The sequence below is a fragment of the Holophagaceae bacterium genome, from assembly GCA_016720465.1.
Taxonomy (GTDB): Bacteria; Acidobacteriota; Holophagae; order Holophagales; family Holophagaceae; genus JANXPB01.
The window spans coordinates 186,491-211,418 of record JADKKO010000004.1; the positions used below are offsets into that span (position 1 = coordinate 186,491).

The 24,928-nt window shown below is 62.9% G+C and carries 15 protein-coding genes and 1 tRNA gene; 6 read left to right on the plus strand and 10 right to left on the minus strand.

The features are described 5' to 3' along the window. Nucleotides 1–312: 312 nt before the first annotated feature. The 5 genes from IPQ13_08260 to IPQ13_08280 all read right to left on the minus strand — a co-directional run bounded on the left by IPQ13_08260 (nt 313) and on the right by IPQ13_08280 (nt 10,867). Nucleotides 313–4,500, minus strand: coding sequence for a hypothetical protein (locus tag IPQ13_08260; GenBank protein MBL0210885.1), 4,188 nt, complete (start codon nt 4,498–4,500; stop codon nt 313–315). Between the two features lie 11 nt (nt 4,501–4,511). Beyond that, nucleotides 4,512–5,393 (minus strand): hypothetical protein, encoded by an 882-nt coding sequence (locus IPQ13_08265; GenBank protein ID MBL0210886.1) that lies wholly within the window; start codon nt 5,391–5,393, stop codon nt 4,512–4,514. Nucleotides 5,394–5,752: 359 nt separating this feature from the next. Beyond that, nucleotides 5,753–10,129 (minus strand): hypothetical protein, encoded by a 4,377-nt coding sequence (locus tag IPQ13_08270; protein MBL0210887.1) that lies wholly within the window; start codon nt 10,127–10,129, stop codon nt 5,753–5,755. Then, a complete protein-coding gene (locus IPQ13_08275; protein ID MBL0210888.1) occupies nt 10,126–10,374 on the minus strand; it encodes a hypothetical protein in 249 nt (82 codons plus the stop codon). The genes IPQ13_08270 and IPQ13_08275 overlap by 4 nt, the downstream gene beginning before the upstream one ends. After that, nucleotides 10,364–10,867, minus strand: a complete 504-nt coding sequence (locus tag IPQ13_08280; protein ID MBL0210889.1) for a hypothetical protein — start codon at nt 10,865–10,867, stop codon at nt 10,364–10,366. Before IPQ13_08280 ends, IPQ13_08275 begins: the two co-directional genes overlap by 11 nt. Nucleotides 10,868–11,095: 228 nt before the next feature. Between IPQ13_08280 and IPQ13_08285 the strand changes: the two genes are divergently transcribed. The 5 genes from IPQ13_08285 (at nt 11,096) to IPQ13_08305 (ending at nt 17,730) form a co-directional block, all read left to right on the plus strand. Beyond that, a complete protein-coding gene (locus IPQ13_08285) occupies nt 11,096–13,525 on the plus strand; it encodes a leucine--tRNA ligase (protein ID MBL0210890.1) in 2,430 nt (809 codons plus the stop codon). A 50-nt stretch (nt 13,526–13,575) separates the two neighbouring features. After that, nucleotides 13,576–15,441 carry a glutamate formimidoyltransferase gene (gene ftcD, locus IPQ13_08290; protein ID MBL0210891.1) on the plus strand — a complete coding sequence of 622 codons (1,866 nt, stop codon included), beginning with the start codon at nt 13,576–13,578 and terminating at the stop codon, nt 15,439–15,441. 86 nt (nt 15,442–15,527) lie between these two features. Then, nucleotides 15,528–16,481: a cysteine synthase family protein gene (locus IPQ13_08295; protein ID MBL0210892.1), complete on the plus strand. Its 954-nt coding sequence runs from the start codon at nt 15,528–15,530 to the stop codon at nt 16,479–16,481. After that, on the plus strand, nt 16,478–17,107 hold the full coding sequence (gene pyrE, locus IPQ13_08300; protein ID MBL0210893.1) for an orotate phosphoribosyltransferase: 630 nt from the start codon (nt 16,478–16,480) through the stop codon (nt 17,105–17,107). The genes IPQ13_08295 and pyrE overlap by 4 nt, the downstream gene beginning before the upstream one ends. Before the next feature lie 68 nt (nt 17,108–17,175). After that, the gene (locus IPQ13_08305) at nt 17,176–17,730 is read left to right on the plus strand and encodes a cob(I)yrinic acid a,c-diamide adenosyltransferase (protein MBL0210894.1); all 555 of its coding nucleotides are present in this window, start codon (nt 17,176–17,178) and stop codon (nt 17,728–17,730) included. A gap of 6 nt (nt 17,731–17,736) precedes the next feature. Here IPQ13_08305 and IPQ13_08310 read toward each other — a convergent pair whose 3' ends face one another. The 5 genes from IPQ13_08310 to IPQ13_08330 all read right to left on the minus strand — a co-directional run bounded on the left by IPQ13_08310 (nt 17,737) and on the right by IPQ13_08330 (nt 24,693). After that, on the minus strand, nt 17,737–18,750 hold the full coding sequence (locus tag IPQ13_08310; protein ID MBL0210895.1) for a phosphotransferase: 1,014 nt from the start codon (nt 18,748–18,750) through the stop codon (nt 17,737–17,739). Nucleotides 18,751–18,760: 10 nt separating this feature from the next. After that, on the minus strand, nt 18,761–19,618 hold the full coding sequence (locus IPQ13_08315) for an NTP transferase domain-containing protein (protein MBL0210896.1): 858 nt from the start codon (nt 19,616–19,618) through the stop codon (nt 18,761–18,763). After that, the gene (locus IPQ13_08320; protein ID MBL0210897.1) at nt 19,596–20,942 is read right to left on the minus strand and encodes an HlyC/CorC family transporter; all 1,347 of its coding nucleotides are present in this window, start codon (nt 20,940–20,942) and stop codon (nt 19,596–19,598) included. Before IPQ13_08320 ends, IPQ13_08315 begins: the two co-directional genes overlap by 23 nt. A 342-nt stretch (nt 20,943–21,284) precedes the next feature. Then, nucleotides 21,285–22,997: a response regulator gene (locus IPQ13_08325; protein ID MBL0210898.1), complete on the minus strand. Its 1,713-nt coding sequence runs from the start codon at nt 22,995–22,997 to the stop codon at nt 21,285–21,287. Between the two features lie 166 nt (nt 22,998–23,163). After that, nucleotides 23,164–24,693: a trypsin-like peptidase domain-containing protein gene (locus IPQ13_08330; protein ID MBL0210899.1), complete on the minus strand. Its 1,530-nt coding sequence runs from the start codon at nt 24,691–24,693 to the stop codon at nt 23,164–23,166. 134 nt (nt 24,694–24,827) lie between these two features. On the opposite strand from IPQ13_08330, the gene IPQ13_08335 reads away from it, so the two are divergent. Then, nucleotides 24,828–24,904: transfer RNA gene (locus tag IPQ13_08335), tRNA-His, on the plus strand. The last annotated feature ends 24 nt before the right edge of the window (nt 24,905–24,928 follow it).

Consider the following 24,928-nt stretch of genomic DNA (forward strand, 5'->3'; position numbering starts at 1 on the left):
ACTGAAACCGGACATATTGATGCAGTTAAGCAAAAAGCACTCCATAAAGGATATGGAGCCCATATAGACCTGCTCAGTATATAAGGACCTCCTTGCCTTTCGGCAAGAATAAATCTCAAGTTCCGAGAGATTGAATGCAGGATATTGGTATGATGAAATGATAATTTGTTTATTATCAATATCTAAAAATTTATTCATGCCTCCCCAACCGCCGCCGAACAAAGCCCGTGTTCCAGGGGTGGCGGGCATACCTGAATAAAACAAACCCCCGCCGAAGCGGGGGTTTATGGTTAAAAACTTATTACAGTAGACTTAAAAAGTGAGTCCTTGCTCCACAGGCGCTACGACCGGAGGAGGAAGAAGGCTCTTGCCGGGAGGCAGCGGTGTCGCGGTGGTGTAATCCACCACGAAGACGCCGGACAGGCAGTCGGCCCAAGCCATGGGGAAGCGGCTGGCATTGGGTTCCTTGGCCATGTCGAAGGAATGGCCGGCTGCGCCCTCGGTTCCATCCATCCAGATGTTGCGGACCTTGACGGCGTAGGGGCGGATGCCCGCATCAGGCGTCATATCCCACAGATCCGGGAAGTTCAGGGTCTGGATGGCGCCGATACCGCCCCGGTGGCCCATGCGGATGATGTGGCGTGGGGTGGCAAGGGTGCCGGCGCCGCTGGTGTTCACGGTGTACAACGTCACTTCGTAGCCAGAGGGCTGGCGAAGATCATTGACGGCGGGCTGGAAGGTCAACTGCAGGGTGGAATTGCCGTGCAGGCGGTAGTCGCTGGCCGGAAGGGCGTTCCCGTTGAACAACTTGTAGCTGGGAATGCCGCCGGCGGGAACGCCGTAGTTGGCGCCATTGGCGCTCAGCTCGGCGGTGCCGTTGAAGATATCCAGCTTGGTGCCCACGGACGTGGTGCCCGTGGCCGTGTTGATCTTCAGGTCGTTGATGGCCAGCTGGCGGACCGGCGTGACCACCGGGATCGCGTTGGTCAGCAGGGAGTTGCCATTGGGCGCGATGATGCCTGTGGAGAGCACAACCTTCTGTACGCCTGTGGTCGTGGCTGCGGGTGCGGCGAGCTTGCCGATGAAGTTGTGCTTCAGCTCGACCACTTCGGTGAACTCGCCAACCGGCAGGAAGCTGGAGGTGTAGTTCGTCATGACACCCGGGAAGCTCGCGGCATCGATATCCGCGTGGCCCGTGTTCCACCACTGAGCCAGCACCGGCGAGCTGGGTTCGATGCCCGCCTCGCCCAGGATGCCGCGGTTGCGCACTGCGTACACGACCAGGCTGTTGCTGGTGATGCCGTCGAAGGTGCCGATGGTGGCGTTGTCAAAGGTCGCAACCGTGTTGTCGGAGCCCGTGGAAACCATGGCGGGATCCACCAAGCGGGCCCGGGGGGCCTGGCCATACTGGGCAGGCGCCGCAACCAGGGAGCGGAGCTGTTCGAACTGGGTGATGGCCCAGCCGGTCATGCTGATGCCGCTGTTGATGGCCTGGTTCACGCCACCCAACTGGGTGCCGATCTCCGAGAAGGAGATCTGGGCCTGGGTGTCGGTGAGGCCGATAGCAGGCATCGAGAAGGCGGTTGCCTTGGTGTGGCCACCCACTGCCAGTGTGCCGGTGGAACCGTCCGAGTTCAGGTAGGAACCGGCGAAGGTGCCATAGGCATCGACATCGGGAGCTTCCTGCTTCATCCACAGGAAGAAGGTCCGGTCACCAATGCTGGTATCCAGCAAGGCCGGATTCGAGAAGGCCTCGGGGAGATAGCCCGTGGTGGTGACACCTGAATACCAATTGGCCGTCGTGATGGCGCTGTAGACCCCGGTGGTGCTCCGTGCCCAGATCTTGGTGTCGGGCAGTGCGCTCATGGAAGTAAGCAAGGTGGGGCTAAGGTAGCCGTGGGCGCCCGCGAAGGGGAGATCCGTGTAACCGGAACCACCCGCGGGTGTGGAGAAGGTGTTCAGCAGGTTGAAGTGGCCATCGGCGGCGGCGGGCACCCACAAGGAATTGGTGACCACTTGGATGGGCTGGCTAAGGGACGCCGTCACACCGCGGCTGTAACCCGTGGTGGTTGCAAGGCCGGTGGCGCTGGCGAAGCCAACCTTCCAGAAGTTGGCGGGATCGGTCTCGGAGACGCCGACATAGTTGCCCGTGAAGAAGAAGCGCGCACGGCCGCTGATGTTGGGCGTGGCAACCTGCATGATGTCCGTGGTGCCCCAGGTGTTCGCGCTGCCGGCGGCTGGGAAGGAACCGGCAGTGTTGGTCACCAGGGTCGGCCAGGTGAAGCTCAGGCGCAGCGTTGCGCCCGGAACGGTCATCGCATTGGCCATGTTGTCGACGCCGATGCCGCCGAAGGGGCCGGCGGCGTGCTGGAAGTTGCTGAAGAACATCGGGCGGCCCGGCAGAACGGCCTGGACGTTCACCTCACTCTGTGCGCAACCATAGATCTGCTCGCGGGGGTAGAGCTGCGCGCGGCCGAAATTGTCCGTCGGCTGGTTCGGCATGTCGGGAATGCGCGCAACGGTGAATCCATCGGTGCCGTTGCCGCCGAAGTATTCATTGACCCAAAGCAGGGAGAACAGGTACGGGGAATTGGAAGGAATCTTGCGAGCATCCGCTTCGTTGTCCGCGTAGGGACCGCTCACGGTCACAGGCACTCCCACGGGAGCAGTGGAAGAACCCGTGAACTGGGTGTAGGTCTTTGTCGCACCCGCCAGCGTTCCGGGAACGGCGGCGGCGTTGGAGGCCGTATTGAAGAGGGGGTTCAGAGGATTGCCCGTGCTGAACGGCCAGTCGCCACTCGTGCTGTTCGCGTCCAGGGTGTGCCAGTTGCCCGCGGTGAAATCACCGGTCGGGTCGTTCGGCACGATGTAGCCGCCCGCGGCGCTACCGAAACCGGAAGCAGGGGCCCCCACTGGAGCGGTTGGTTGGCCGAAGAGCTTGGAACCGTAGGTGCTGACACCAGGAGCCAGGATCTCAGCGTTGCCCGCGCCTGCACTCACACCTAAAGGCAGGTAGGCGAAGGTGTAAGTGTAAGTATCCGTCCAGTAGTTGCCGGCTGCGGCAAATTCACCGCGCGGGGCCTCATAGCCATCATTACCGTCGTCCAAACGCAGGCGATAGCGGCTGTTGAAGAGCTTCACCGTGCCGAAGATCGGGAAGATGCTCACTTCGTTGGTGCTGGACAGCGTGTACTGGTCCTCCACCTTCAGCGGGAAATTGTAGCCGTTGGTGATGCCATAGGCGCAGGCCAGGTAGCGGCCCAACTGGTACTGGATCCGGATCGGCGCCCAGGCCACGGTGTAGGTCGCGGGGCTCGGCACCGCGCCCAGCCACGGATTGTAGAAGCCGTTCGGAATCGTCCCGGTCGTATCCACCGCGGGGTAGTTCCCCGTCGTGTCGAAGGTCGGGTAGTTGCCGGCCGTGGCCGACAATACGCCGATGCCGTTCGCGGTGTTGAACGGCGCGCTTCCGAAGAACACCTGGATCGCGTCCTGGTGCCCGTGGAATCCGTTCGTGTTCGGATCCGCGATCACCGTGTCCGCGCCCGCCGTTCCCGGCGTCCCGATCGTCCAGATCCACTTGCTCGGCGTTCCCGGCGTGCTCGTGTCGCTCGCCACGGGCTCCTGGATCGCAGGACGGCCCACGTTCGGCACCACTGCCGTTCCCGCGCCCGTGTTCACGCCCGCCGTGATGGTCGGCACGTTGATCGTCGTCAGGGCTCCGATCGAAGGCTGGTGGTTCGGCTGCACCTTGATGGTCAGCGTCGTCTCGTTGAACTGGCCCGGCGTCGCCGTCGTCCCGATCAACTGCTGCGCCACCACCGTGAACGACCAGTTCGCCGGATCATGCGTCGGCGTCCCGTCCACGGAGCCCGTCAGCGCGTCCGTGTTGATGCCCGTGTTCAGCACCGTTCCGACCGACCCGGGGTTCCCCAGGTTGCGGCCCGGACGCCACACGATCTCGCCCGGATTCCGCACCACGCCCGTTCCGGACGTGTCCGCGGCCGGCCCCGGCACCACATAGGGATACCGCCCGCCCGCCGGCGACGCATTCGAATCCGTCGTCGCCACGTACGGCGAGCCGAACCGGAACACCGAATTCGTCTTCACGCTGTACACCACCACGTCGTTCTCGGCGTCCGTCGCCGTCACGCCCGCGCGCCAACCCTTGATCGAGCTGCTCGGATCCGCGTAGTACTCCCGGTCCGCCGCATTCGTGTCCAGGAAATTGAAGAAACTGTATCCCGTGATCTTCTGACGCAGGTTCGAAGGATCGTGGAACTGCACGTTCGTCACGGTCTCCGTGTACGTCTGCGTCGTGAAGTTCGGCTTCGTGTCCGACACGATGTTGATCTGCAGCGTCTTCGTGTCCGACAGCCCGCCCGCGTCCGTCACCTTCACCGTGATCGTCCGCACCGCGAAATCCGATCCCGTCGCGAAATTCGAACTCCACGTCAACACGCCGCCCGACGTCAGCGAGAAGCCCGCCGGCGCGCTCACCAACGACCACGTCAGGGGATCCCCGCCGTGTCCGATGCGCTGAACTGGTACGGCGGCACGCTCGAATTCACCGGAATGCCATGGTTCTGCGGCACTCCCGGAATCGACGTGCTCGTGATGATCGGAGCCGTGTTCCCGCTGAAGTACGTCGCGGTCACTGCGCGCTCTGAAGGATCGCTCCCCCCGAACGCCACCACGTCGCTCGCCACCACCGTGAATCCCACCGTCACCGACGTCTTGCCCACCGGCACCGACAGGTTCGGGAACGACACCACGCCCGCCGCGATCGGGGGCAGTCCGCCGGTCCAGGTCGAAGGCACCGCCACCGGCGATCCCGCGTTGTCCACGATCGACACCGAACCCGCCTTCACCGCGTAGGTCACCGTATCCGTATCAGGATCTACCGCCGACGCCGCGTACGTGAACGTCCCCGGCACCGCAGCCCCGTTCCCGATCGTCTGGATGCTGTTCCCGCTCGAGAACACCGGCGCCCGGTTCGGAATCACATTCACCGTCACCGAACCCGAAGGCGACGTGTTGTTGTGCGTGTCCTTGGCCACCACCGACAGCGTCACGTTCACCGGAGCCCCGCCGAAGGCCGGCGCGCTGGGCTTGTAGGTCAGAACGCTGCCCGTGATGCTCACATCGGCATTGGCCGTCGACAGCGAATACGTGATCGCATCGCCCTCGGGATCCACCGAAGAAAGGTTGTACGTGTACTGGTGCTTGGTCACCGCCGAGGTCGGGCCCGTGGTGATCAACGGAGCGCTGGGGCTCGCATTGGTTGCCACCGCCGGAGCCGACGATGACGACCCGCCGCAGCCGATCATCACCAGCGAAAACGCCGTGAGAGCCGAAATGCCTAACGCATTCCGAAGTGAAGTTTGGTTCATGGAACCTCCATAAAAAGAGTTAGGCCGGAAATGAAACCGGACGGATTGAAACATTGAACTGAAGCACCAAAGCGAAATCGACTCCATGCGAACACGGAAACCTAATAGCCTACTTTAAGTATTAAGAGCATCTTGCCCTCTGGGCAAGAACAAATCGCGCAATGTTCACTGGTTTACAAGTTGTCGATTCATCTGTTGAATTCATTACGTTTATTATATTATCTCTTCCGATTCCAACGAGGGCCCAGGCTAAGAGTCGACTTATCACAAAAAGAGCGGGGACAGCCGTATTGTCTGGATATAAAAAAGCCCCCGCCGAAGCGGGGGCTCATTTGTGATCTTTTTTCAGTGATCAGCGATCAATTGGACGCGCTGTTCCTGACGCTGGCAGGTCCCTTGCCCGGAGAGGCGGGACGCATTCCCTTTTGGAATGGAGAGGGAAGCTCGGTACCCATCACACCCTGGGGAGGCGCAATCGGCGTCGCGGAGGTGAAGTCCACCACGAAAACGCCAGACAGGCAGTCCGCCCAAGCCATGGGGAAGCGGCTGGCATTGGGTTCCTTGGCCATGTCGAAGGAATGGCCGGCGGCGCCTTCCGTTCCATCCATCCATATGTTACGGACCTTGATGGCGTAGGGCTGGATGCCAAAATCAGGGGTCCAGTCCCAAAGGTTCGGGAAGTTCAGGGTCTGGATGGCGCCGATGCCGCCCCTGTGGCCCATGCGGATCACATGGACAGGAACCGCAACCGACGGACCACCGAACGCGTAGACCGAATAGAGGGTCACTTCGTAGCCGGAGGGCTGGCGAAGATCATTGACGGCGGGCTGGAAGGTCAATTGCAGGGTGGAATTGCCGTGCAGACGATAATCGCTGGCCGGAAGGGCGTTCCCGTTGAACAACTTGTAGCTGGGAATGCCGCCTGCGGGAACGCCGTAGGTCGCGCCATTGGCGCTCAGCTCGGCGGTGCCGTTGAAGATGTCCAGCTTGGTGCCCACGGACGTGGTGCCCGTGGCCGTGTTGATCTTCAGGTCATTGATAGCCAACTGGCGGACCGGCGTGACCACCGGGATCGCGTTGGTCAGCAGGGAGTTGCCATTGGGCGCGATGATGCCCGTGGAGAGAATGACCTTCTGAACTTCGGTGGTGGTGGCATCAGGCGCGGCGAGCTTGCCGATGAAGTTGTGCTTGAGCTCGACGACTTCGGTGAACTCGCCGGCCGGCAGGAAGCTGGAGGTGTAGTTCGTCATGACGCCCGGGAAGCTGGCGGTATCGATATCCGCATGGCCCGTGTTCCACCACTGAGCCAGCACCGGCGAGCTGGCCTCGATGCCCGCCTCGCCCAGGATCCCGCGGTTGCGCACCGCGTACACGATCAGGCTGTTGCTGGTGATGCCGTCGAAAGTGCCAATGGTGGCGTTGTCAAAGGTCGCCACCGTGTTGTCGGAGCCCGTGGGAACCATGGCGGGATCCACCAGGCGGGCCCGGGGGGCCTGGCCGTACTGGGCGGGGGCCGCAACCAGGGAACGGAGCTGTTCGAACTGGGTGATGGCCCAGCCGGTCATGCTGATGCCGCTGTTGATGGCCTGGTTCACGCCGCCGAGCTGGGTGCCGATCTCCGAGAAGGAGATCTGGGACTGGGTGTCCGTCAGGCCGGTGGAGCCCATGGTGAAGGCAGTGGCGGTGGTGTGGCCACCAACGGCCAGTGTGCCGGTGGAACCGTCCGCGTTCAGGTAGGAACCGGCGAAGGTGCCATAGGCATCGACATCGGGAGCTTCCTGCTTCATCCACAGGAAGAAGGCGCGGTCGCCAGTTGCTGTATCGATCCTGGCCGGATTCATCCAGCGATCAGGGTCGTACCCGGTGTTGGTGACGTTACCCCAGAACCAAGCCCAAGGACCCATGACAAAGGCGCTCATATTCCAAGTTGGCATCTGAGCCCAAATTGGAGTGTCAGCCAGGGCGCTCATGGTGGGGATGATGAAACCGCCCTGAAGGTAGCCGTGGACGCCGGCGAAGGGGATGTCCGTGTAGCCGGAGCCACCCGCTGGTGTGGAGAAGGTGTTCAACAGGTTGAAGTGGCCATTGGTGGCCGCCGGGACCCACAGCGAATCAGTGGGCACATGGATGGGCTGGCTGAGGGCCGAGTCCACACCCTGGCTGAAGCCCGTGGTGGTGGTCAGGCCGGTGGCGCTGGCGAAGCCAACCTTCCAGAAGTTGAGGGGGTCGGTCTCGGAGGCGCCGACATAGTTGCCTGTGAAGAAGAAGCGGCCGCGGCCACCGATATTGGGGGTAGCCACCTGCATGACGTCGGTGGTTCCCCAGGTGTTGGCGGTGCCAGCGGCAGGGAAGGAACCGGCGGTGTTGGTCACCAGGGTCGGCCAGGTGAAGCTCAGGCGGAGCATGGAACCCAGCACGACGCTGTTGGCGAATCCATCCACGCCAAAGGCGCCGGAACTATAAGCGCTCATGTAGGCCGGACGACCCGGCAGAACGGCCTGGACATTCACCTCGCTCTGCGCGCAGCCATAGCTCTGCTCACGTGGAAGCGTCTGTACTGGGCCATAGACCGGCTGGTTCGGGAGGTCGTAATAACGCGGGGCGGTAAATCCATCGTTGCCCGCGCCGCCGTAAGGAATGGTCGTTTGAACCAAGGAGAAGTGGTATGGGGAATTGGAAGGAATCTTGCGCGCATCCGCTTCGTTGTTCGCGTAGGGGCCGCTCACGGTCACCGACACGCCCGTGGGCGCGGTGGAAGAACCCGTGAATTGCGTATAGGTCAGCGTGGCCCCGGCCAAAGTTCCCGGCACCGCGGCGGCGTTGGCCGCAGGATTGAAGAGCGGGTTCAGCGGGTTGCCCGTCGAGAGCGGGAAGAAAGCTCCCGTGTTGACAGCATCCAGGGTATGCCAGTTGCCTGCGGTGGGACCGCCAGTATTGGGGGCGGTGTAGCCGCCGGCCGCAGTGCCGTAACCGGAAGCAGGGGATCCCACAGGAGAGTTGGCTTGGCCGAAGAGCTTCGAGCCATAGGTGCTGACACCCGCAGCCAGGATCTCGGCGTTGCCCGCGCCCGCGCTCACGCCGATGGGCAGGTAGGCGAAGGTGTAGGCACCGGAGGTGGTGCGGTAGTTGCCGGCCGCGGTGAAATTGCCGCGGGGCAGCTCGTAGCCGTCGGTCCCATCATCCTCCAGGAAACGGAAGCGGCTGTTGAAGAGCTTCACCGTGCCGAAGATCGGGAAGATGCTCACTTCGTTGGTGCTGGACAGCGTGTACTGGTCCTCCACCTTCAGCGGGAAATTGTAGCCGTTGGTGATGCCATAGGCGCAGGCCAGGTAGCGGCCCAGCTGGTACTGGATCCGGATCGGAGCCCAGGCCACCGTGTAGGTCGCGGGACTCGGGACCGCGCCCAGCCACGGATTGTAGAAGCCGTTCGGGATCGTCCCGGTCGTATCCACCGCAGGGTAGTTCCCCGTCGTGTCGAAGGTCGGGTAGTTGCCGGCCGTGGCCGACAATACGCCGATGCCGTTCGCGGTGTTGAACGGCGCGCTTCCGAAGAACACCTGGATCGCGTCCTGGTGCCCATGGAATCCGTTCGTGTTCGGATCCGCGATCACCGTGTCCGCACCCGCCGTTCCCGGCGTCCCGATCGTCCAGATCCACTTGCTCGGCGTTCCCGGCGTGCTCGTGTCGCTCGCCACGGGCTCCTGGATCGCAGGACGGCCCACGTTCGGCACCACTGCCGTTCCCGCGCCCGTGTTCACGCCCGCCGTGATGGTCGGCACGTTGATCGTCGTCAGGGCTCCGATCGAAGGCTGGTGGTTCGGCTGCACCTTGATGGTCAGCGTCGTCTCGTTGAACTGGCCCGGCGTCGCCGTCGTCCCGATCAACTGCTGCGCCACCACCGTGAACGACCAGTTCGCCGGATCATGCGTCGGCGTCCCGTCCACGGAGCCCGTCAGCGCGTCCGTGTTGATGCCCGTGTTCAGCACCGCTCCGTTCGTCCCGGGGTTCCCCAGGTTGCGGCCCGGACGCCACACGATCTCGCCCGGATTCCGCACCACGCCCGTTCCGGACGTGTCCGCGGCCGGCCCCGGCACCACATAGGGATACCGCCCGCCCGCCGGCGACGCATTCGAATCCGTCGTCGCCACATACGGCGAGCCGAACCGGAACACCGAATTCGTCTTCACGCTGTACACCACCACGTCGTTCTCGGCGTCCGTCGCCGTCACGCCCGCGCGCCACCCCTTGATCGAGCTGCTCGGATCCGCGTAGTACTCCCGGTCCGCCGCATTCGTGTCCAGGAAATTGAAGAAACTGTATCCCGTGATCTTCTGACGCAGGTTCGAAGGATCGTGGAACTGCACGTTCGTCACGGTCTCCGTGTACGTCTGCGTCGTGAAGTTCGGCTTCGTGTCCGACACGATGTTGATCTGCAGCGTCTTCGTGTCCGACAGCCCGCCCGCGTCCGTCACCTTCACCGTGATCGTCCGCACCGCGAAATCCGATCCCGTCGCGAAATTCGAACTCCACGTCAACACGCCGCCCGACGTCAGCGAGAAGCCCGCCGGCGCGCTCACCAACGACCACGTCAGGGGATCCCCCGCCGTGTCCGATGCGCTGAACTGGTACGGCGGCACGCCTGAATTCACCGGAATGCCATGGTTCTGCGGCACTCCCGGAATCGACGTGCTCGTGATGATCGGAGCCGTGTTCCCGCTGAAGTACGTCGCGGTCACTGCGCGCTCTGAAGGATCGCTCCCCCGAACGCCACCACGTCGCTCGCCACCACCGTGAATCCCACCGTCACCGACGTCTTGCCCACCGGCACCGACAGGTTCGGGAACGACACCACGCCCGCCGCGATCGGGGGCAGTCCGCCGGTCCACGTCGAAGGCACCGCCACCGGCGATCCCGCGTTGTCCACGATCGACACCGAACCCGCCTTCACCGCGTAGGTCACCGTATCCGTATCAGGATCCACCGCCGATGCCGCGTACGTGAACGTCCCCGGCACCGCAGCCCCGTTCCCGATCGTCTGGATGCTGTTCCCGCTCGAGAACACCGGCGCCCGGTTCGGAATCACATTCACCGTCACCGAACCCGAAGGCGACGTGTTGTTGTGCGTCCTTGGCCACCACCGACAGCGTCACGTTCACCGGAGCCCCGCCGAAGGCCGGCGCGCTGGGCTTGTAGGTCAGAACGCTGCCCGTGATGCTCACATCGGCATTGGCCGTCGACAGCGAATACGTGATCGCATCGCCCTCGGGATCCACCGACGAAAGGTTGTACGTGTACTGGTGCTTGGTCACCGCCGAGGTCGGGCCCGTGGTGATCAACGGAGCGCTGGGGCTCGCATTGGTTGCCACCGCCGGAGCCGAAGAGGACGATCCGCCGCAGCCGATCATCACCAGCGAAAACGCCGTGAGTGCCGAAATGCCTAACGCATTCCGAAGTTTCGGATTGGGGTTGCTCATAGAGCCTCCTGGTTGAAGGGATTTTGGGAAGGGGTTATTGGAGATAGATAAAACCGAGGAAAGACGACACTAGATCAACTCTAGAGAAAAACCAAAATCCGAGCCCAGGTCAATGTTATTTTTACCTAATAGAAAAAGTTGATACCCGCATGAATGCTTATGCGGCACCGCTGAGAACGTGTTTCCAGGAATTCATAAGTCACTTTGACGGGAACCTCAAGGAGCATTATGACATTTAGCCCCCTCAATCAGGAACAGGCCATTCAATCTAAATGGTTCAAAAATGGCGCCTTCCGTATTTCTGCCACAGATGCTGAAGTGAAACAGCCCTATTATGTTTTAGTGATGTTGCCCTATCCAAGCGGCCGGATTCATATGGGGCACGTCCGGAATTACACCCTTGGGGACGTGGCCGCTCGATTTCAACGGATGAGGGGCAAGGCGGTGATGCACCCCCTTGGCTGGGATTCCTTCGGCCTGCCTGCGGAGAACGCCGCCATCAAGAATGGAATCCACCCGGCGATCTGGACCCGGCAGAACATCGCCGACATGAAAGCCCAGATCCAGAAGATCGGTATCAGCTATGACTGGGACCGGGAAATCGCCAGCTATCTGCCGGAGTACTACCGATGGAACCAGTGGCTGTTCCTGCAGATGTGGAAGCGCGGCGACGTGTTCCGCGCCATGCGAAACGTCAACTGGTGCGAAGCTCTCGGCACGGTGCTGGCCAACGAACAGGTGGTGGACGGCAAGGACGAGCGCACCGGGCATCCGGTCGTCCAGAAATCCCTGGAACAGTATTTCTTCGCCATCACCAAATACGCCGATGAGCTGCTGGCAGGCCTCGACAAGCTGGACTGGCCGGACAATGTCAAGGCCATGCAGCGGCATTGGATCGGGAAGAGCGAAGGCGCCAGATTGCGTTTCGATGTGGCGGAACACGGGCAGGTCGAGGTTTTCACAACGCGCCTGGACACGCTTTACGGCGTCAGCTTCCTGGCCCTTTCCACCGACCACCCGCTCATCGAATCCCAGGCGGTCGAGGACGCCGGCCTGCGGGCCTTCTGCGCGCGGATCAAAGGGCAGAGCCGGGAAGAGCGGCTGGTGGCGGATGTCAAGGAGGGCCACCGCACGAAACTCCACGCGGTGCATCCGTTCACGGGTGAATTGGTTCCGGTGTTCGCCGCGAACTACGTGCTGATGGATTACGGCACCGGCGCGGTGATGGGCGTCCCAGCCCACGATGAGCGCGACCACGAATTTGCGCGGAAATACGGACTTCCGATCCCCCAGGTCATCGAAGCGATCGGGAGCGCAGGTCCATGGGAGCCTGGCATCCTGATCAATAGCGGTGAATTCAACGGCCTTAGAAGCGAGGATGCAACAGCGGCCATGATCGCCAAACTGGGCGGCCGCGCGGAAGGAGCGGTCACCTTCAAGTTGAAGGATTGGGGCCTTTCCCGGCAACGCTACTGGGGCACGCCCATCCCCACCGTCCACTGCCCTGACCATGGGGTCCAACCGGTCCCGGAAGACGAGCTGCCGGTGCGGCTTCCCGAGGATGTGGAATTCATCGGCCACGGGCCTTCGCCCCTGACGACGTCGAAATCGTTTCTTGATGCCAAGTGCCCGGTCTGCGGCGGCGCAGCGCGGAGGGAAACCGACACCATGGACACCTTCGTGGATTCCAGCTGGTATTTCCTGCGCTACCTGGACCCTAAGAATGAGCGCCTGCCCTTCGAGAGGGCCGCCGTGGATCCCTGGATGCCCGTGGACCTCTACATTGGCGGCATCGAGCACGCGACCATGCACCTGATCTATGCGCGCTACTTCCACAAAGTCCTGCGGGATCTGGGCATGGTGGGCTGCGATGAGCCGTTCCAGAAGCTCATCTGCCAGGGGATGGTGCTGAAGGACGGTTTCAAGATGTCCAAGTCCAAGGGCAACGTGGTGGATCCGGACGATGTGCTGGCGCGCTACGGCGCCGATGCGCTGCGCCTCTTCATGATCTTCGCCGCGCCCATCGAAAAGGAACTGGACTGGACCGGTTTCGATGGCATCGAAGGTTCCACGCGGTTCCTCAAACGTGTGGCGCGCCTGGTGGATGACCACACCATCGATACGGAGCCTTTACCCGCCAAGGATCTGTTGACCCGCGAGGAAAAGGATCTGATGCACAAGCTGCACCTGACGATCCACCGCATCACCGAGGATCTAGCGGTGCGCCATCAGTTCAACACCGTCGTGTCGGGCCTCATGGAATTGATCAACGCCATCAGCGACCTGCCCCTCAGTTCGCCGCACCGCGGCCAGGTGATGCAGCACGCCCTGGACGCCTTTGTCCGGATGTTGTCGCCGGTGGCGCCCCACCTCGCGGAGCAACTGTTCGAGCAGCTCGGCGGTTCGGGTTTCGTGATGCATGCCCCATGGCCCGAGGCTTCCGCTGGATGGATGCAGGCGGACGAAATCCTGGTGGTGGTCCAGGTCAATGGCAAGGTCCGCGGCCGGGTCACCCTGCCCGCCAGCGCCACGGAGGAAGAACGCCGCGGGGCGGCCATGGCTTGCTCAGAAGTGCGTCCGCACCTCGACGGGAAGGAAATCCTCAAGGTGGTCCTGCCGCCGAATGGCAAGCTGGTGAACATCGTCGTCAAGGGTTGAGCCGTCAGTGATTTAAAGCCGGAATGACAGGAGAATGCATGCCTGATGCCATGAAATTAGTCGAATGCGTCCCCAACTTCTCCGAAGGCCGGGACCTCGCCAAGATCAAACAGATCACCGACGCCATCGAGTCGGTCCCAGGCGTGGAGCTCAAGGACGTGGATCCCGGCGCGGCCACGAACCGCACCGTCGTGACGTTCGTGGGGGATCCGGAGGCAGCCTTGGAAGCCGCTTTCCAGGCCATCAAGACCGCGTCGCATGCCATCGACATGAGCGCCCACCACGGCGCCCACCCCCGCATGGGCGCCACGGACGTATGCCCCTTCGTGCCCGTTTCGGGCCTCACGCTGGGCGATTGCGCGGAACTGGCCGCGCGGCTGGGAGAGCGTGTGGGCCGTGAACTGGGCATTCCCGTCTACCTCTATGAATCCGCCGCCAGATCCGAGGAGCGCAGGAACCTTGCGGTGGTCCGAAAGGGTGAGTACGAAGCGCTGCCCCAGAAGCTGAAGGATCCGGCCTGGGCGCCGGATTTCGGTCCCGCCGAATTCAACCCCAGGACCGGCGCCACCATCATCGGCGCGCGGGAATTCCTGATCGCCTTCAACATCACCCTCAACAGCCGCGTCAAGGACCACGCGACGGACCTGGCCTTCGAACTGCGCGAGAAGGGCCGCGTCGCGCGCCGGAACCAGACCAGCGCCTACTACTCCAGCGGCGAGGTGCTGTTCTACCAGAAAGGCCATTTCCCCTGCGGCAACTGCGATCACGACGCCCTGGACTTCGAAGCTCTCGAAACCCACTGCCGGCAGGTGCACAGCTACGAGCTGCGCCATTTGCTGATGCTCAATGACATCGACACCGGCTCAACCGAGGCTGTCGAAGCCCTTCCTGGCAAGAAAGCCTATCGGGCAGGCTATTTCACGGAGTGCAAGGCCATCGGATGGGTGGTCCAGGAATATGGCCGCGCCCAGCTTTCCATCAACCTGACCGATTACCACGCCACACCGCCGCATACGGTGCTGGACGCCACGCGGAAACTGGCCCTGGATCGGGGTCTCGTGGTTACCGGCAGCGAAATCGTGGGTCTGGTCCCCTTTCAAGCGCTCCACCAAGCTGGGCAGCACTACCTGAGCGCCATGGGCAAATCGCCCTATGTGCCAGTCGAAGATGTCCTGAAAATGGCCATTTTCTCCATGGGGCTCTCGGATGTATCGCCCTTCGACATCGAGAAGAAAGTGATCGGCCTGCCGAAGAGATTCGGCCAGGGCCTGATGGCCATGTCCGCGGCCGCCTTCACCGAGGAAGTCAGCCGCGACACGCCGGCCCCCGGCGGCGGCTCCATCGCGGCATTCGCTGGATCCTTGGGGGCCGCGCTGGCCTCCATGGTGGCCAATCTCACCCAGGGAAAGGCCCCCAGCAGGGCGATCGACCGTGAACTCCTGGACATCGCCAAAGATGCCCAGAAAGTGAAGGATGCCTTGATCCTGGCCGTGGATGAGGACACCAACGCTTTCAATGGCTACATGGAAGCACTGCGCCTGCCGAAAACCACGGACGCTGAAAAGAAAGCCCGCGGCGCGGCCATGCAGGCCGGATTGAAGGAGGCCGTGGCCGTGCCTTTGGGCACCGCGGAACTCAGCCTGGAAGCGATGAAACTCGCGGACCGGGTGGCCCAGGCGGGCAACCCCAATTCGCTGACCGATGCCCTGGTTGGCTGCGCCGCCGCCTACACGGGCGTCCGCGGGGGGCTCTGGAACGTGATGATCAATTTGAAGGACATCAAGGATGGCCCCTTCGTGGATGGGATGAGGAACCGCTGCGCCTTGATCCTGGCAGAAGCTAAAGCATTGATGGCCAAGGTTGGAGATGAAGGTGATGCAAGGCTCGACAGCATGATCGAGGCCAAACGGAAGTGACGGTGCGGCCAGCTCAGATGACCGGTCCCCAACGAGGCCTCGTCCAGCCGGGAGTTAAGTCCTAGAATGAAAAGTTCGGAGAAACCATGTCCCACACAGCGATCCGCCAACTGACCCCCGTGGTCGATTCAATTCTCGATCTGGTGGGCCACACGCCCATGCTGCGTTTAAAGCGTTTCTGCCCCGAACGGGAGGTCTTCGCCAAGCTTGAATACCTGAATCCAGGGGGCAGCGTGAAGGACCGCATCGGCGTCGGCATGATCACGGCCGCTGAGGCAGCCGGCCTGATCAAACCTGGCGTCTCCACCATCATCGAACCCACCGCGGGCAACACCGGCGTGGGTCTGGCGATCGCCGCGAAGGCCCTGGGCTACAAATGCATCCTCTGCGTCCCCACGAAGTACAGCCGCGAAAAGATGATGCTCATGAAGGCCCTGGGCGCAGAGCTGGTGCTTATTCCGAAGGAGCAAGGCATGAAAGGCGCCATCGCCAAGTGCGCGGAGCTCGCCGCGGCGATCCCCGATGCATACGTGCCCCAGCAATTCGAGAACCCCAGCAACCCGAACACCCACTACCGCACAACCGCTGAAGAGATCTGGGAACAGCTGGAAGGCCGCGTGGATGCAGTGGTCATCGGCGCGGGCAGCGGCGGCACGTTCACGGGCACCGTGCGGCGGCTGAAGGAATTGAATCCGAGGATCCTCGCTGTCTGCGTGCAGCCCGTTGGCTCCATTTTCTGCGGCGCTCCTTTATCCGAGTGGGCCGTGGAGGGCATCGGCAACGGTTTCATACCCGGGAGCCTGGATCTCAAGCTCGCGGACAGGATCCTGGATGTGGCGGACGCCGACAGCCTTGCGACCGCGCGGGAACTCATCGCGAAGGAAGGCTGCCTGGTGGGCGCCAGCTCTGGCGCCAACGCCTGGGCGGCGCGCAAAACAGCCTTGGACCTCCCGGCCGGGAGCCGCATCGTCACGCTGTTCCCCGATGGCGCCGAGCGCTACATGAGCAAGCAACCAGTGGCGGAACTGGACCTTCCGTGAGCGAATTGAATGTCTCCAAGGCTCTTCTGGATGCAGGCGCCGTGCGCCTTTCACCCAAGGCTCCGTTCACCTGGGCCAGCGGCCTGAAGTCGCCGATCTATTGCGACAACCGCCAACTGCTGGGCCATCCGGGATTGCGAGGCGCCATCGCGGATGCGCTGGCGGTGCGGACCGCCAAGCTCTCCCCGACCCTGGTGGCCGGAACCAGCACCGCCGGAATTCCCTGGGCGGTCCTGGTCGCCGACCGCCTGAACCTGCCCATGGCGTATGTCCGCCCGGAGCCCAAGAAGCATGGCATGGGCCGCCAGGTGGAAGGTCCCCACGCCGATGGCCACCGCGTGGCGCTCATCGAGGATCTGATCTCCACCGGCGGGTCCAGCCTGCATTGCGTGGCGGCGCTGCAACGTGAAGATGCCGTCGTGGTCCAGGTCTTGGCGCTCTTCAGCTACGGGCTTCCCCAGGCCGAGGAGGCCTTCCTCAAGGCCGGCGTGGATCTGCAGGTGCTTTCGACTTTTGAAGCGCTTTCACAGGAAGCCGCGGTGAACGGACTCCTGGATTCCGAAGATGCCGCCGCCCTCCTGGAGTGGCGCCGCGATACCGTTGCCTGGAGCAAGAGACACGAATAATCGGATGCGGCCCGCCTGGCCATCGCCATGGCGCACTGGAACCTGCGGCGGAATACGGGAGGAACCGAGTGAAAATCTATACCCGCACTGGAGATGAAGGCATGACAGGGCTTTTCGGCGGCAGCCGGGTCACGAAAAGCCACCATCGCATCCGGGCCTACGGCACCCTCGATGAACTCAACAGCGTCATTGGCCTGCTGTGCCTGCACGTGAGCGAGAAGGCCACAGCGCGCGAGGCCCTGCGGCGGATCCAACATGACCTGTTCGTCCTGGGCGCCATCCTGGCCACGCCCAGCAGCCACCTCGATCGACTCGGGGAAAAAATGACCACGCCGACCTGGAAGGTGTCCGAAATCGAGGCGGACATCGACCGTCTGACCCAGCTCGCCCCGCCCATGAAACACTTCGTCTTGCCCGGCGGAACCCTGCCTGGCGCCTATGCCCACCTGGCCCGGACGGTCTGCCGCCGCGCCGAACGCGATGCGGTGGCGCTGGGCAATGAAGAGGGCCTGCCCCCTGGAGTGCTCGTCTACCTCAACCGGCTCAGCGATTGGCTCTTCGCCCTGGCCCGCGCCGAAAACGCTTTGGCGGGCGTGGCAGATGTGGAGTGGATACCGGGCTGACCCCGGTCAGGAAGAGGCACCGGCCGTTTCGTCACCATTCTCCTTCCAGAGGCGCTTCTCCGCGATGCGCATCCAGTTCTCCGTGGCCAGCACACCTTCCCCATGGTTGATGCGCCGGAAGTGGGATCTCAGGTGCTTCAAGGTGCGCGGGATGGCCGGGGCGAAATGCGCCTTCCTGCGCTTCATGAGCTGATATCCGAAGGTGCCCAGGGCCTTGAAATTACGCTGGAGGGCCGAGAGGTTCAGTTCTTCCCAGAGCGTGGCATCCGACCATCCCAGTTCTTCCCTCACATGGCGCAGCAGGAGTCCGCCCGCTTCCTTGGACCAGTCCCAGTAGCCGTCGAAAAGGATGGAAGCCAGGTCGTAGGTCGCGGCTCCCCGCCGGGCGTCCTGGAAGTCGATCGCCACGAGATGATCGCCCTGCACCATCAGGTTTCGGACGTGGAAATCTCGGTGGGCCAGGAACTGCGCCCGAGGCGCGAGGTTTTCATGGATCTCCAGCATGAGCCGGTCGAGCCAGCGCGGCGGATCCTTCCGCAGGAATTCCTGGAAAAAATTCGCCTGGCAGTAGCCCCATTCGAATTCCAGCTTCTCTTCATCGAAAGAGCGGGCCATGAAAAAGCTGTTGGGCGGCGCGCCGACGGTGAGCGGTCCCAAGAGCGTGGCCAGGAGCCAGCCTGCGCGGTCCGCCCAGACCCTTTCTTCTTCGGGATGCTGGGAGAGCCTCTGCTCGAGCGACACATCGCCCAGGTCCTCGACGAGCAGCACCCGTTCTTCGTCCCAGGTCTGGATGATGGTGGGAATCCGCATCACCGGGTCGAGATAGGCGTGCATGGCACGGAATTCATAGTAGGCGGGGTCGTTCCTTCCGGGCTCATCGAGAGGGTAGAGCACCACCAGCGCCGTGCCCAATTGGGGATGCGCCACGCGCACATACTGGCGCGCGCCCGCATCCCCGCTCAAGGGGCGGGGATGCGTGCAAGCCCATCGTTCCAGGGCGCGGGGGAGGCGGGGGTCCATCACTAGAGTCCTAGCTTAAGCCAAGACGCACCTGCCGACCCGATTCCTCGAACCAGAGGGCGTCCCTGTCCACCATGGCCGGGTGCGGCCGGGCGCCGGGGCCCAGCACGCAATGCTGCAATCGTCCCTGGGGCACCGCGTCCGGATGGACATAGCACCCGGGAATGCGGCCTTCCTGGCCGGGCGCCAATTCCTGGGCCGCCACCAGCAGCGCCTCCGGGGTGCCGATCTCCCGCCATGTGAACGGCGGGACGACCACGCCGCCATGGTGGGCCAGCCTGGGAACCAGGTCGTGGGTGTCGGAGGGTCCTTCCGGCAACAGCGCCAGCGCTCTTGAAGACCACAAACTCGCGCCGGTGAAAAGAAAGGGTCCTTGAGCCGCCACGGACCGGACGGTCTTGCCCTTGGCAAGTACACGGCCTGCTTCATCCACCCACACCTGGGTCCAGGGCCCGCCGGGATGGGGGAACAGCAGCCAACTCAGGTCCGCGCCGCTCCGCCGATGGGCATCCCGGAAGGCCTCCCAGGGAACCTCGGCCAGCGCATCACCATTCCATACGGCAAGCGGATCGGCGGCCCTTCCTCGAACGTGGAGCAGGCCCCCCGCGGAACCCATCAGCAGGGGTTCCCGGAATATCTCGAGCCCCGGGAAACCGGCCATCGAACGTTCCAGTTTTTCTGGGTGCAGGTGGGCATTGCAGGCCAGATGCTCCAGTCCTGCGCTACGCATGGATTCCGCGCCCCACCCCAGCAGGGGTTTCCCTTGGAGGGTCCACGCGGGCTTGGGGAGGACGGCGGACAGCGGGCCCATGCGGGTCCCCAGTCCGGCGGCCAGGATGAAGCCATCAATCGTGGCGGGGTTCGGCATGGCCTTCCGTTCCTCCGTCGGCCCGTCCTCCCTTTAAGGGTTTAAGGAGGAACTGGCTGGGGGCCAGGCCCCGCATCGCCAGCACACGGATGCGCCAGCCATGGATCTTCAGCTCGTCGCCCACCCTGAGGACCCGGCCCAGCTGCTCCTGGAAATAGCCCCCGAGGCTGATGGAGCCTTCCTCGACCGCGAGGTCCAGGCCGAGGTGGTCCACCAATTGCTCGAGGGACACCAGCCCCTGAGCCAGCCAGGCGCCGCTGCGCGTCTTCCTCAGCTGGATGGTTTCAAGATCGAATTCGTCCTGGATCTCGCCGACCAGTTCCTCCAACACGTCTTCCAGGGTCACCAGGCCGTCCACTCCGCCATGCTCGTTCACCATCAGGGCGAGGTGCTGCTTCTGCTGCTGGAATTCGAGCAGCAGGTCCTGGATGAGCTTCATCTCCGGAACCAGGAAAGCCGGCCGCGCGAAGTCCCGGATGTCCACCTCGCCGCCGCGCTCGTGCAGCGCCCAGAGGAGCTCCTTCAGGTGCACGATCCCGACCACCTGGTCGAGGTCGCCGTCCACAAGGGGAATGCGGGTGTGGGGCGAACTGCGGGCCAGGACCAGGTTCTCTTCAAGGCTGTGGTTCAGATCGAAACACACGACCTGGGTCCGGGGGATGGCGATTTCCTTGATGGTGCGTCTTGAAAATCCGAAGAGGTTGTCGATGAGCTCGACCTTGGAAAGGCCTAATTGCCCGCTTTCCTGGCTGCGCTCGAGCATGCGCCTCAGCTCTTCTTCAGAAGGCAGGTTCGCATCTCCTGGTTCGTCGGTGAGCTTCATGCCGAGGAGCCACACCACGGCGCGGCTCAGCTTCTGCAATATCCAGGTGAAAGGTTTGACGATGCTGGACCAGAGCAACAGGGGCGCTGCGGTGCGCAGGGCCCAGGTGGTGGCCTGACGGATGGCGATGCCGCGGGGCACCAGCTCCGCAAGCACCACCTGCATCACCGTGATGAGCAGGAAGCCGGAAACGCTGCCCAGCAGCCACCCGACGCGGGGCCAAGGGAAGGCCGCGCCGAAAAGGCCGTGGAACCATCGCACCATGGCCTCTTCGCCCGTGGCGCCCACAGCGATGGTCAGCAGGGTGATGGCCACCTGGATGCTGCTGAGGTGGCGGCCGAGTTCGTGGTGGACCTTCAGCGCCAGGGAGGCCCGGGGGTCGCTCTTCTCAATGGCCTCGAGCTGGGTCGGCCGCACCCGCACCGCCGAAAACTCGGCCAGCACGAAAAAGGCGGTGAGCCCAATGAGGATGGGCGTGATGACAAGGGCGCCGCCGGTCATCGGATCATCAGCGCCGGCCTACGGCCGGCATAGAGGCTCCGGCTCTGCGAGCGCAGCGAGCAGGAGGGCGCCTTGCGCCCGATAGCTGGAGGGGCCGTAACGCAGTGGCCAGAAAAGCGCTGGCCACGTTTTGGTGACCCCTGCGTCGGCCTGCGGCCGACATAGAGGCTCCAGCTCTGCAGGCGCAGCGAGCAGGAGGGGGGCGGGGCCCGGGGGGAGGGGGCGCAGTGGCCAGAAAAGCGCTGGCCACGTTTTGGTGACCCCTGCGTCGGCCTGCGGCCGACATAAGGGGCCGTAACGCAGTGGCCAGAAAAGCGCTGGCCACTCCGCAACGGCCCCTAATCATCCCTGGGCCAGATCCGCTCCCTTGCGCATTTTGTCGGCGGCTTCGGCCAGCATCGTGGCAAGGGATTGCAACCGTTCCTGGCGTTCAGCCAGTTGTCCCTGGAGAACCTGCTTGTCCCGTTCAAGGGTTTCCTGGACCTGCTGGACGCTGGCCACCGTAGCCTTGAGGGCCTCGATCTTGTCATCTTTCTGCTGGGCCTGCTCCTGGAGTTTGCCCACCTGCGCTTCGATCTCGGCGGATTTCGTCCCCCAGGCGGCTTGGGCCTGCTCAAATCCGGTTTGAATCTCCTGCTTCGCGGTTTCCAGGCTGGCGAGGGCCGCTTCCTTGGCCTTCAATTCATCACGGCTTGCCTGCACGTCCGCATCCAGCGCAGAAACTTTGGCATTCAGGGATTCGATTTCCTTGTCCTTGGCGGCGACCCGGTTGCCCAGCTCGACCAGTTCGCGGCCCTGGCCGCGGACGGTCACCTCCAGGGCAGGGAGTTCGCTCAGCGCGACCTTGAGTTTGGATTCTGCCTCGGCGAAGGCCTCGAGGGTGGTCTTGTGCTTGGATTCCAGTTCCGCATGGGTGGAGGAAAGCAATTCGAGTTCCTTGGCCTTGGCGGCAAGGCCCTCGTTCAGGGCGGACTCAAGTTCCTGGATCCGGCTCGCGTGGGTTTCCAGCTTTCCTTTGAAATCATCTCGTTCCGCCTCGACGGCAGCCATGGCCTCCAGCTTTGTCTGATCGTCCAGGGACTGCTGCTGGAGATGGTCCTTCTCCTTCATCAAGGTCATGATCCGGGTGGTCTTTTCGGCCATCTGGTTGTTCAAGGCCTCAACCTGCAGCAACAATTCCGTGCGCTCGCCCATGGCGCCGCGCAGCTGGGTTTTGAGGCTGTCCGCATTTTCCTCTTTCGGCGTTTCCTCCAGCTTCTTTAGCGCCGCTTCGGTATCGGCCAACCGCTGTTTGAGGGTTTCGGCTTCCGCTTGGCGGCGTTCCAGATCCTCCATGTTCTGGGTCACGGAATCGTGGCTGTGCCGGAGCTGGTCGAACTCCGCCTGCAGGCGGCGCAATTCCGCATCCTTGAATTCCACGGTCGATTCGAGCCCGCTGACCTGGGCTTCCAAGGCTGCCACCCTGCCCTGGCTCATGGCGAGGCTGGCATTGTCCTGGCTCGTAGGAGCCGCCATCTGCGCCTGGATCATTGCCATCGGAATGGCCATGGTCTGGCTGGTGGGGGGTTCGGGGACCGTCGGCCGCTCCACTTCGGAAACAATGTCGGACTTCAGCCCATCCAGCCAGTCCTCGCCGAGATCGGAATCCGCCAGGTCGCCCAAGGGATTGTCCGGGTCCACGCTCCGCATTGGGACGAAAGGATTGAGGGAAGCGACCAGCGCGCTTGGGGCGATGGGTTTTTGGAGGTAGAGATCCGCCTTGCCTTTAAGGCTCTGGTGGCGCCGGTATTCCTCCTCGGTGGCTTTGGCGCTGATGAGCGCGACTTTGACATCCGCGAGCCCCGGATTCTTCCGGATGGCCGTGCAGAGCGCATAACCCTTGTTATCAGATACCTCCACGCAGATGAGAACCGCTGCGTAGGCGCCGCTTTCCAATTTCCCGATCACCCCGTCGGGGCTGGAAGCCACTTCGGTCTCGAAGGCAGCTTCCAGACTGACCTGCTGCTCCTTCAAGAAGGCGCGGTCGCTGTCCACGATCAGAAGGCGCTGACCCATGGTGGGATCCTCAGGTTGTGAGCTTCCAACTGTAACCGAAGCGGGGAAAGCCGTTGTAACGAAATGCGCAGCGGTGCAATCCACCGGGCGAACCGTCCCGCGAAATAGCATGCGCCACCGGGTGGCTGCCCGGCGGCGCATGGATTAATTCGTTATTGAGGCGCCGTCAGCGCGGGAGGATGGCGACGGTCCCCTTGCCCGGACCCGAAGGGCCTTGAATCAACAGCAGCATCGCCTTCCCGTTGGCCTTGGCGGCCTCGGCATTGAATTCCTGGACGCTTGAAACGCTCCGCGTGCCCACCGCATTGATGACGATTCCAGCGGAAAGCCCTTTCTCGGCCGCGTCTGAACGCGCGGCCACGAAGGTCACCACCACGCCCCTGCGGTCCTCGGCAATGGCAAAGGCCTGCCGATTCACCGGCGTGAGGTTTTCCACCGTGAAGCCGTAGATTTTTTCGGAATTGAACGTCTTTCCCTCTTTCGAATCGCCCTGGGAGGACCCGTCCTTCTCTTCCTCCGGCTGGTCCGGGGAGCCAAGGTTTTTCCGGTCCCCCAGCGTGACCAGGAGATCCCTCGTTTTCCGGTCCCGCACCAGGGAGAGCTTCACCACATCACCGGCCTTATGGGCCGCAATGGTTTCCACCAATTCATTCGGCCGAGAGATGGCCTTGCCATCCACCGCCGTGATGACATCCAGCCGCTGGACACCAGCTTTCTCCGCGGCTTGTCCCTTGGTGACATCGCTCACCACCACGCCTTCTTTCACGCCCAACGCCTCCTGGAATCCTTTTTCCAGCTCAGCGGGCTGCAAGCCGAGGAACCCGCGGCTCACCGCGCGGCCCGCGCGCAGATCCTTCAGCGCCCGCTGGATCATGGTGGAGGGCACCGCAAAGCCGATGTTCTGCCCGTCAGCCCGGATCATGGTGTTGATGCCGATGATTTCGCCGCGCAGATTTAAGAGCGGCCCACCCGAGTTGCCACGATTGATGGCGGCATCGGTTTGCAGGAAGGAGCTGATCCCGGTGGTCACGGTGCGCCCCTTGGCGCTGATGATACCTGCCGTGACCGTGTGGTCCAAACCCAGCGGATTGCCGATGGCCACGACCCATTCCCCGATCCGCATGGCATCGGAATCGCCAAGTTTTGCGAAGGGAAGGTGGCTGGCTTCGATCTTCACCAGGGCGATATCCAGTTCTTTGTCCCGCCCCAGCACCTTGGCCTTGTAGGACTTGCCATCAGAGGTTTTCACCTCCAACGTATTGTCCAAGGCACCGCGAAAGCCTTCGATCACGTGGTTGTTCGTCAGGATCTCGCCATCCGCCGAGATCAGGACTCCGCTGCCGCCGCTTTCCGCCCTTCGTTCATCCTCCTGCTGCCCTCTCGGTCCGGGCCGAGGCTGCCCTTGGCCGTGGCCAGGCCCGAAAAAGAAATTGAAAAAGTCATCCCCACCCCCAAAGGGGTCCACCATGCGCGGCGACTTCACAAAACTCGTGCTGGTGATGGCCACCACGGTGGGGTTCAACTTGCCCGCCACTTCCGCCACGGGCGGCAGGTGGTCCAGACCGGTGGGATTCACCGTCACCGGGCGCTCCTCCTGGGCGGTGGCCACCCAGCGGTGGCTGAGGCCCATGCCCACGCCCATGCAGGCGGCCGCGAAGGTCGAAAGCAACAGGACCTGTTTGACTTGGCGATTCATTTAATAACTCCCTGGTTCAAAGCCCGCTAGGGCAACTCTCTTGGGTGGCGGCAGCCTACGGAAAGTTTCGTCGACCCCGTCGCCGCCCCACCCTGGCATTTTCCCACCTGTCGAGCTAATCTGAAAGGTCCACGGCGGCTGTAGCTCAGTTGGTTAGAGTGCTGGATTGTGATTCCAGATGTCGTGGGTTCAAGTCCCATCAGCCGCCCCATTAACCCCGCGAAGCGGGGTTTTT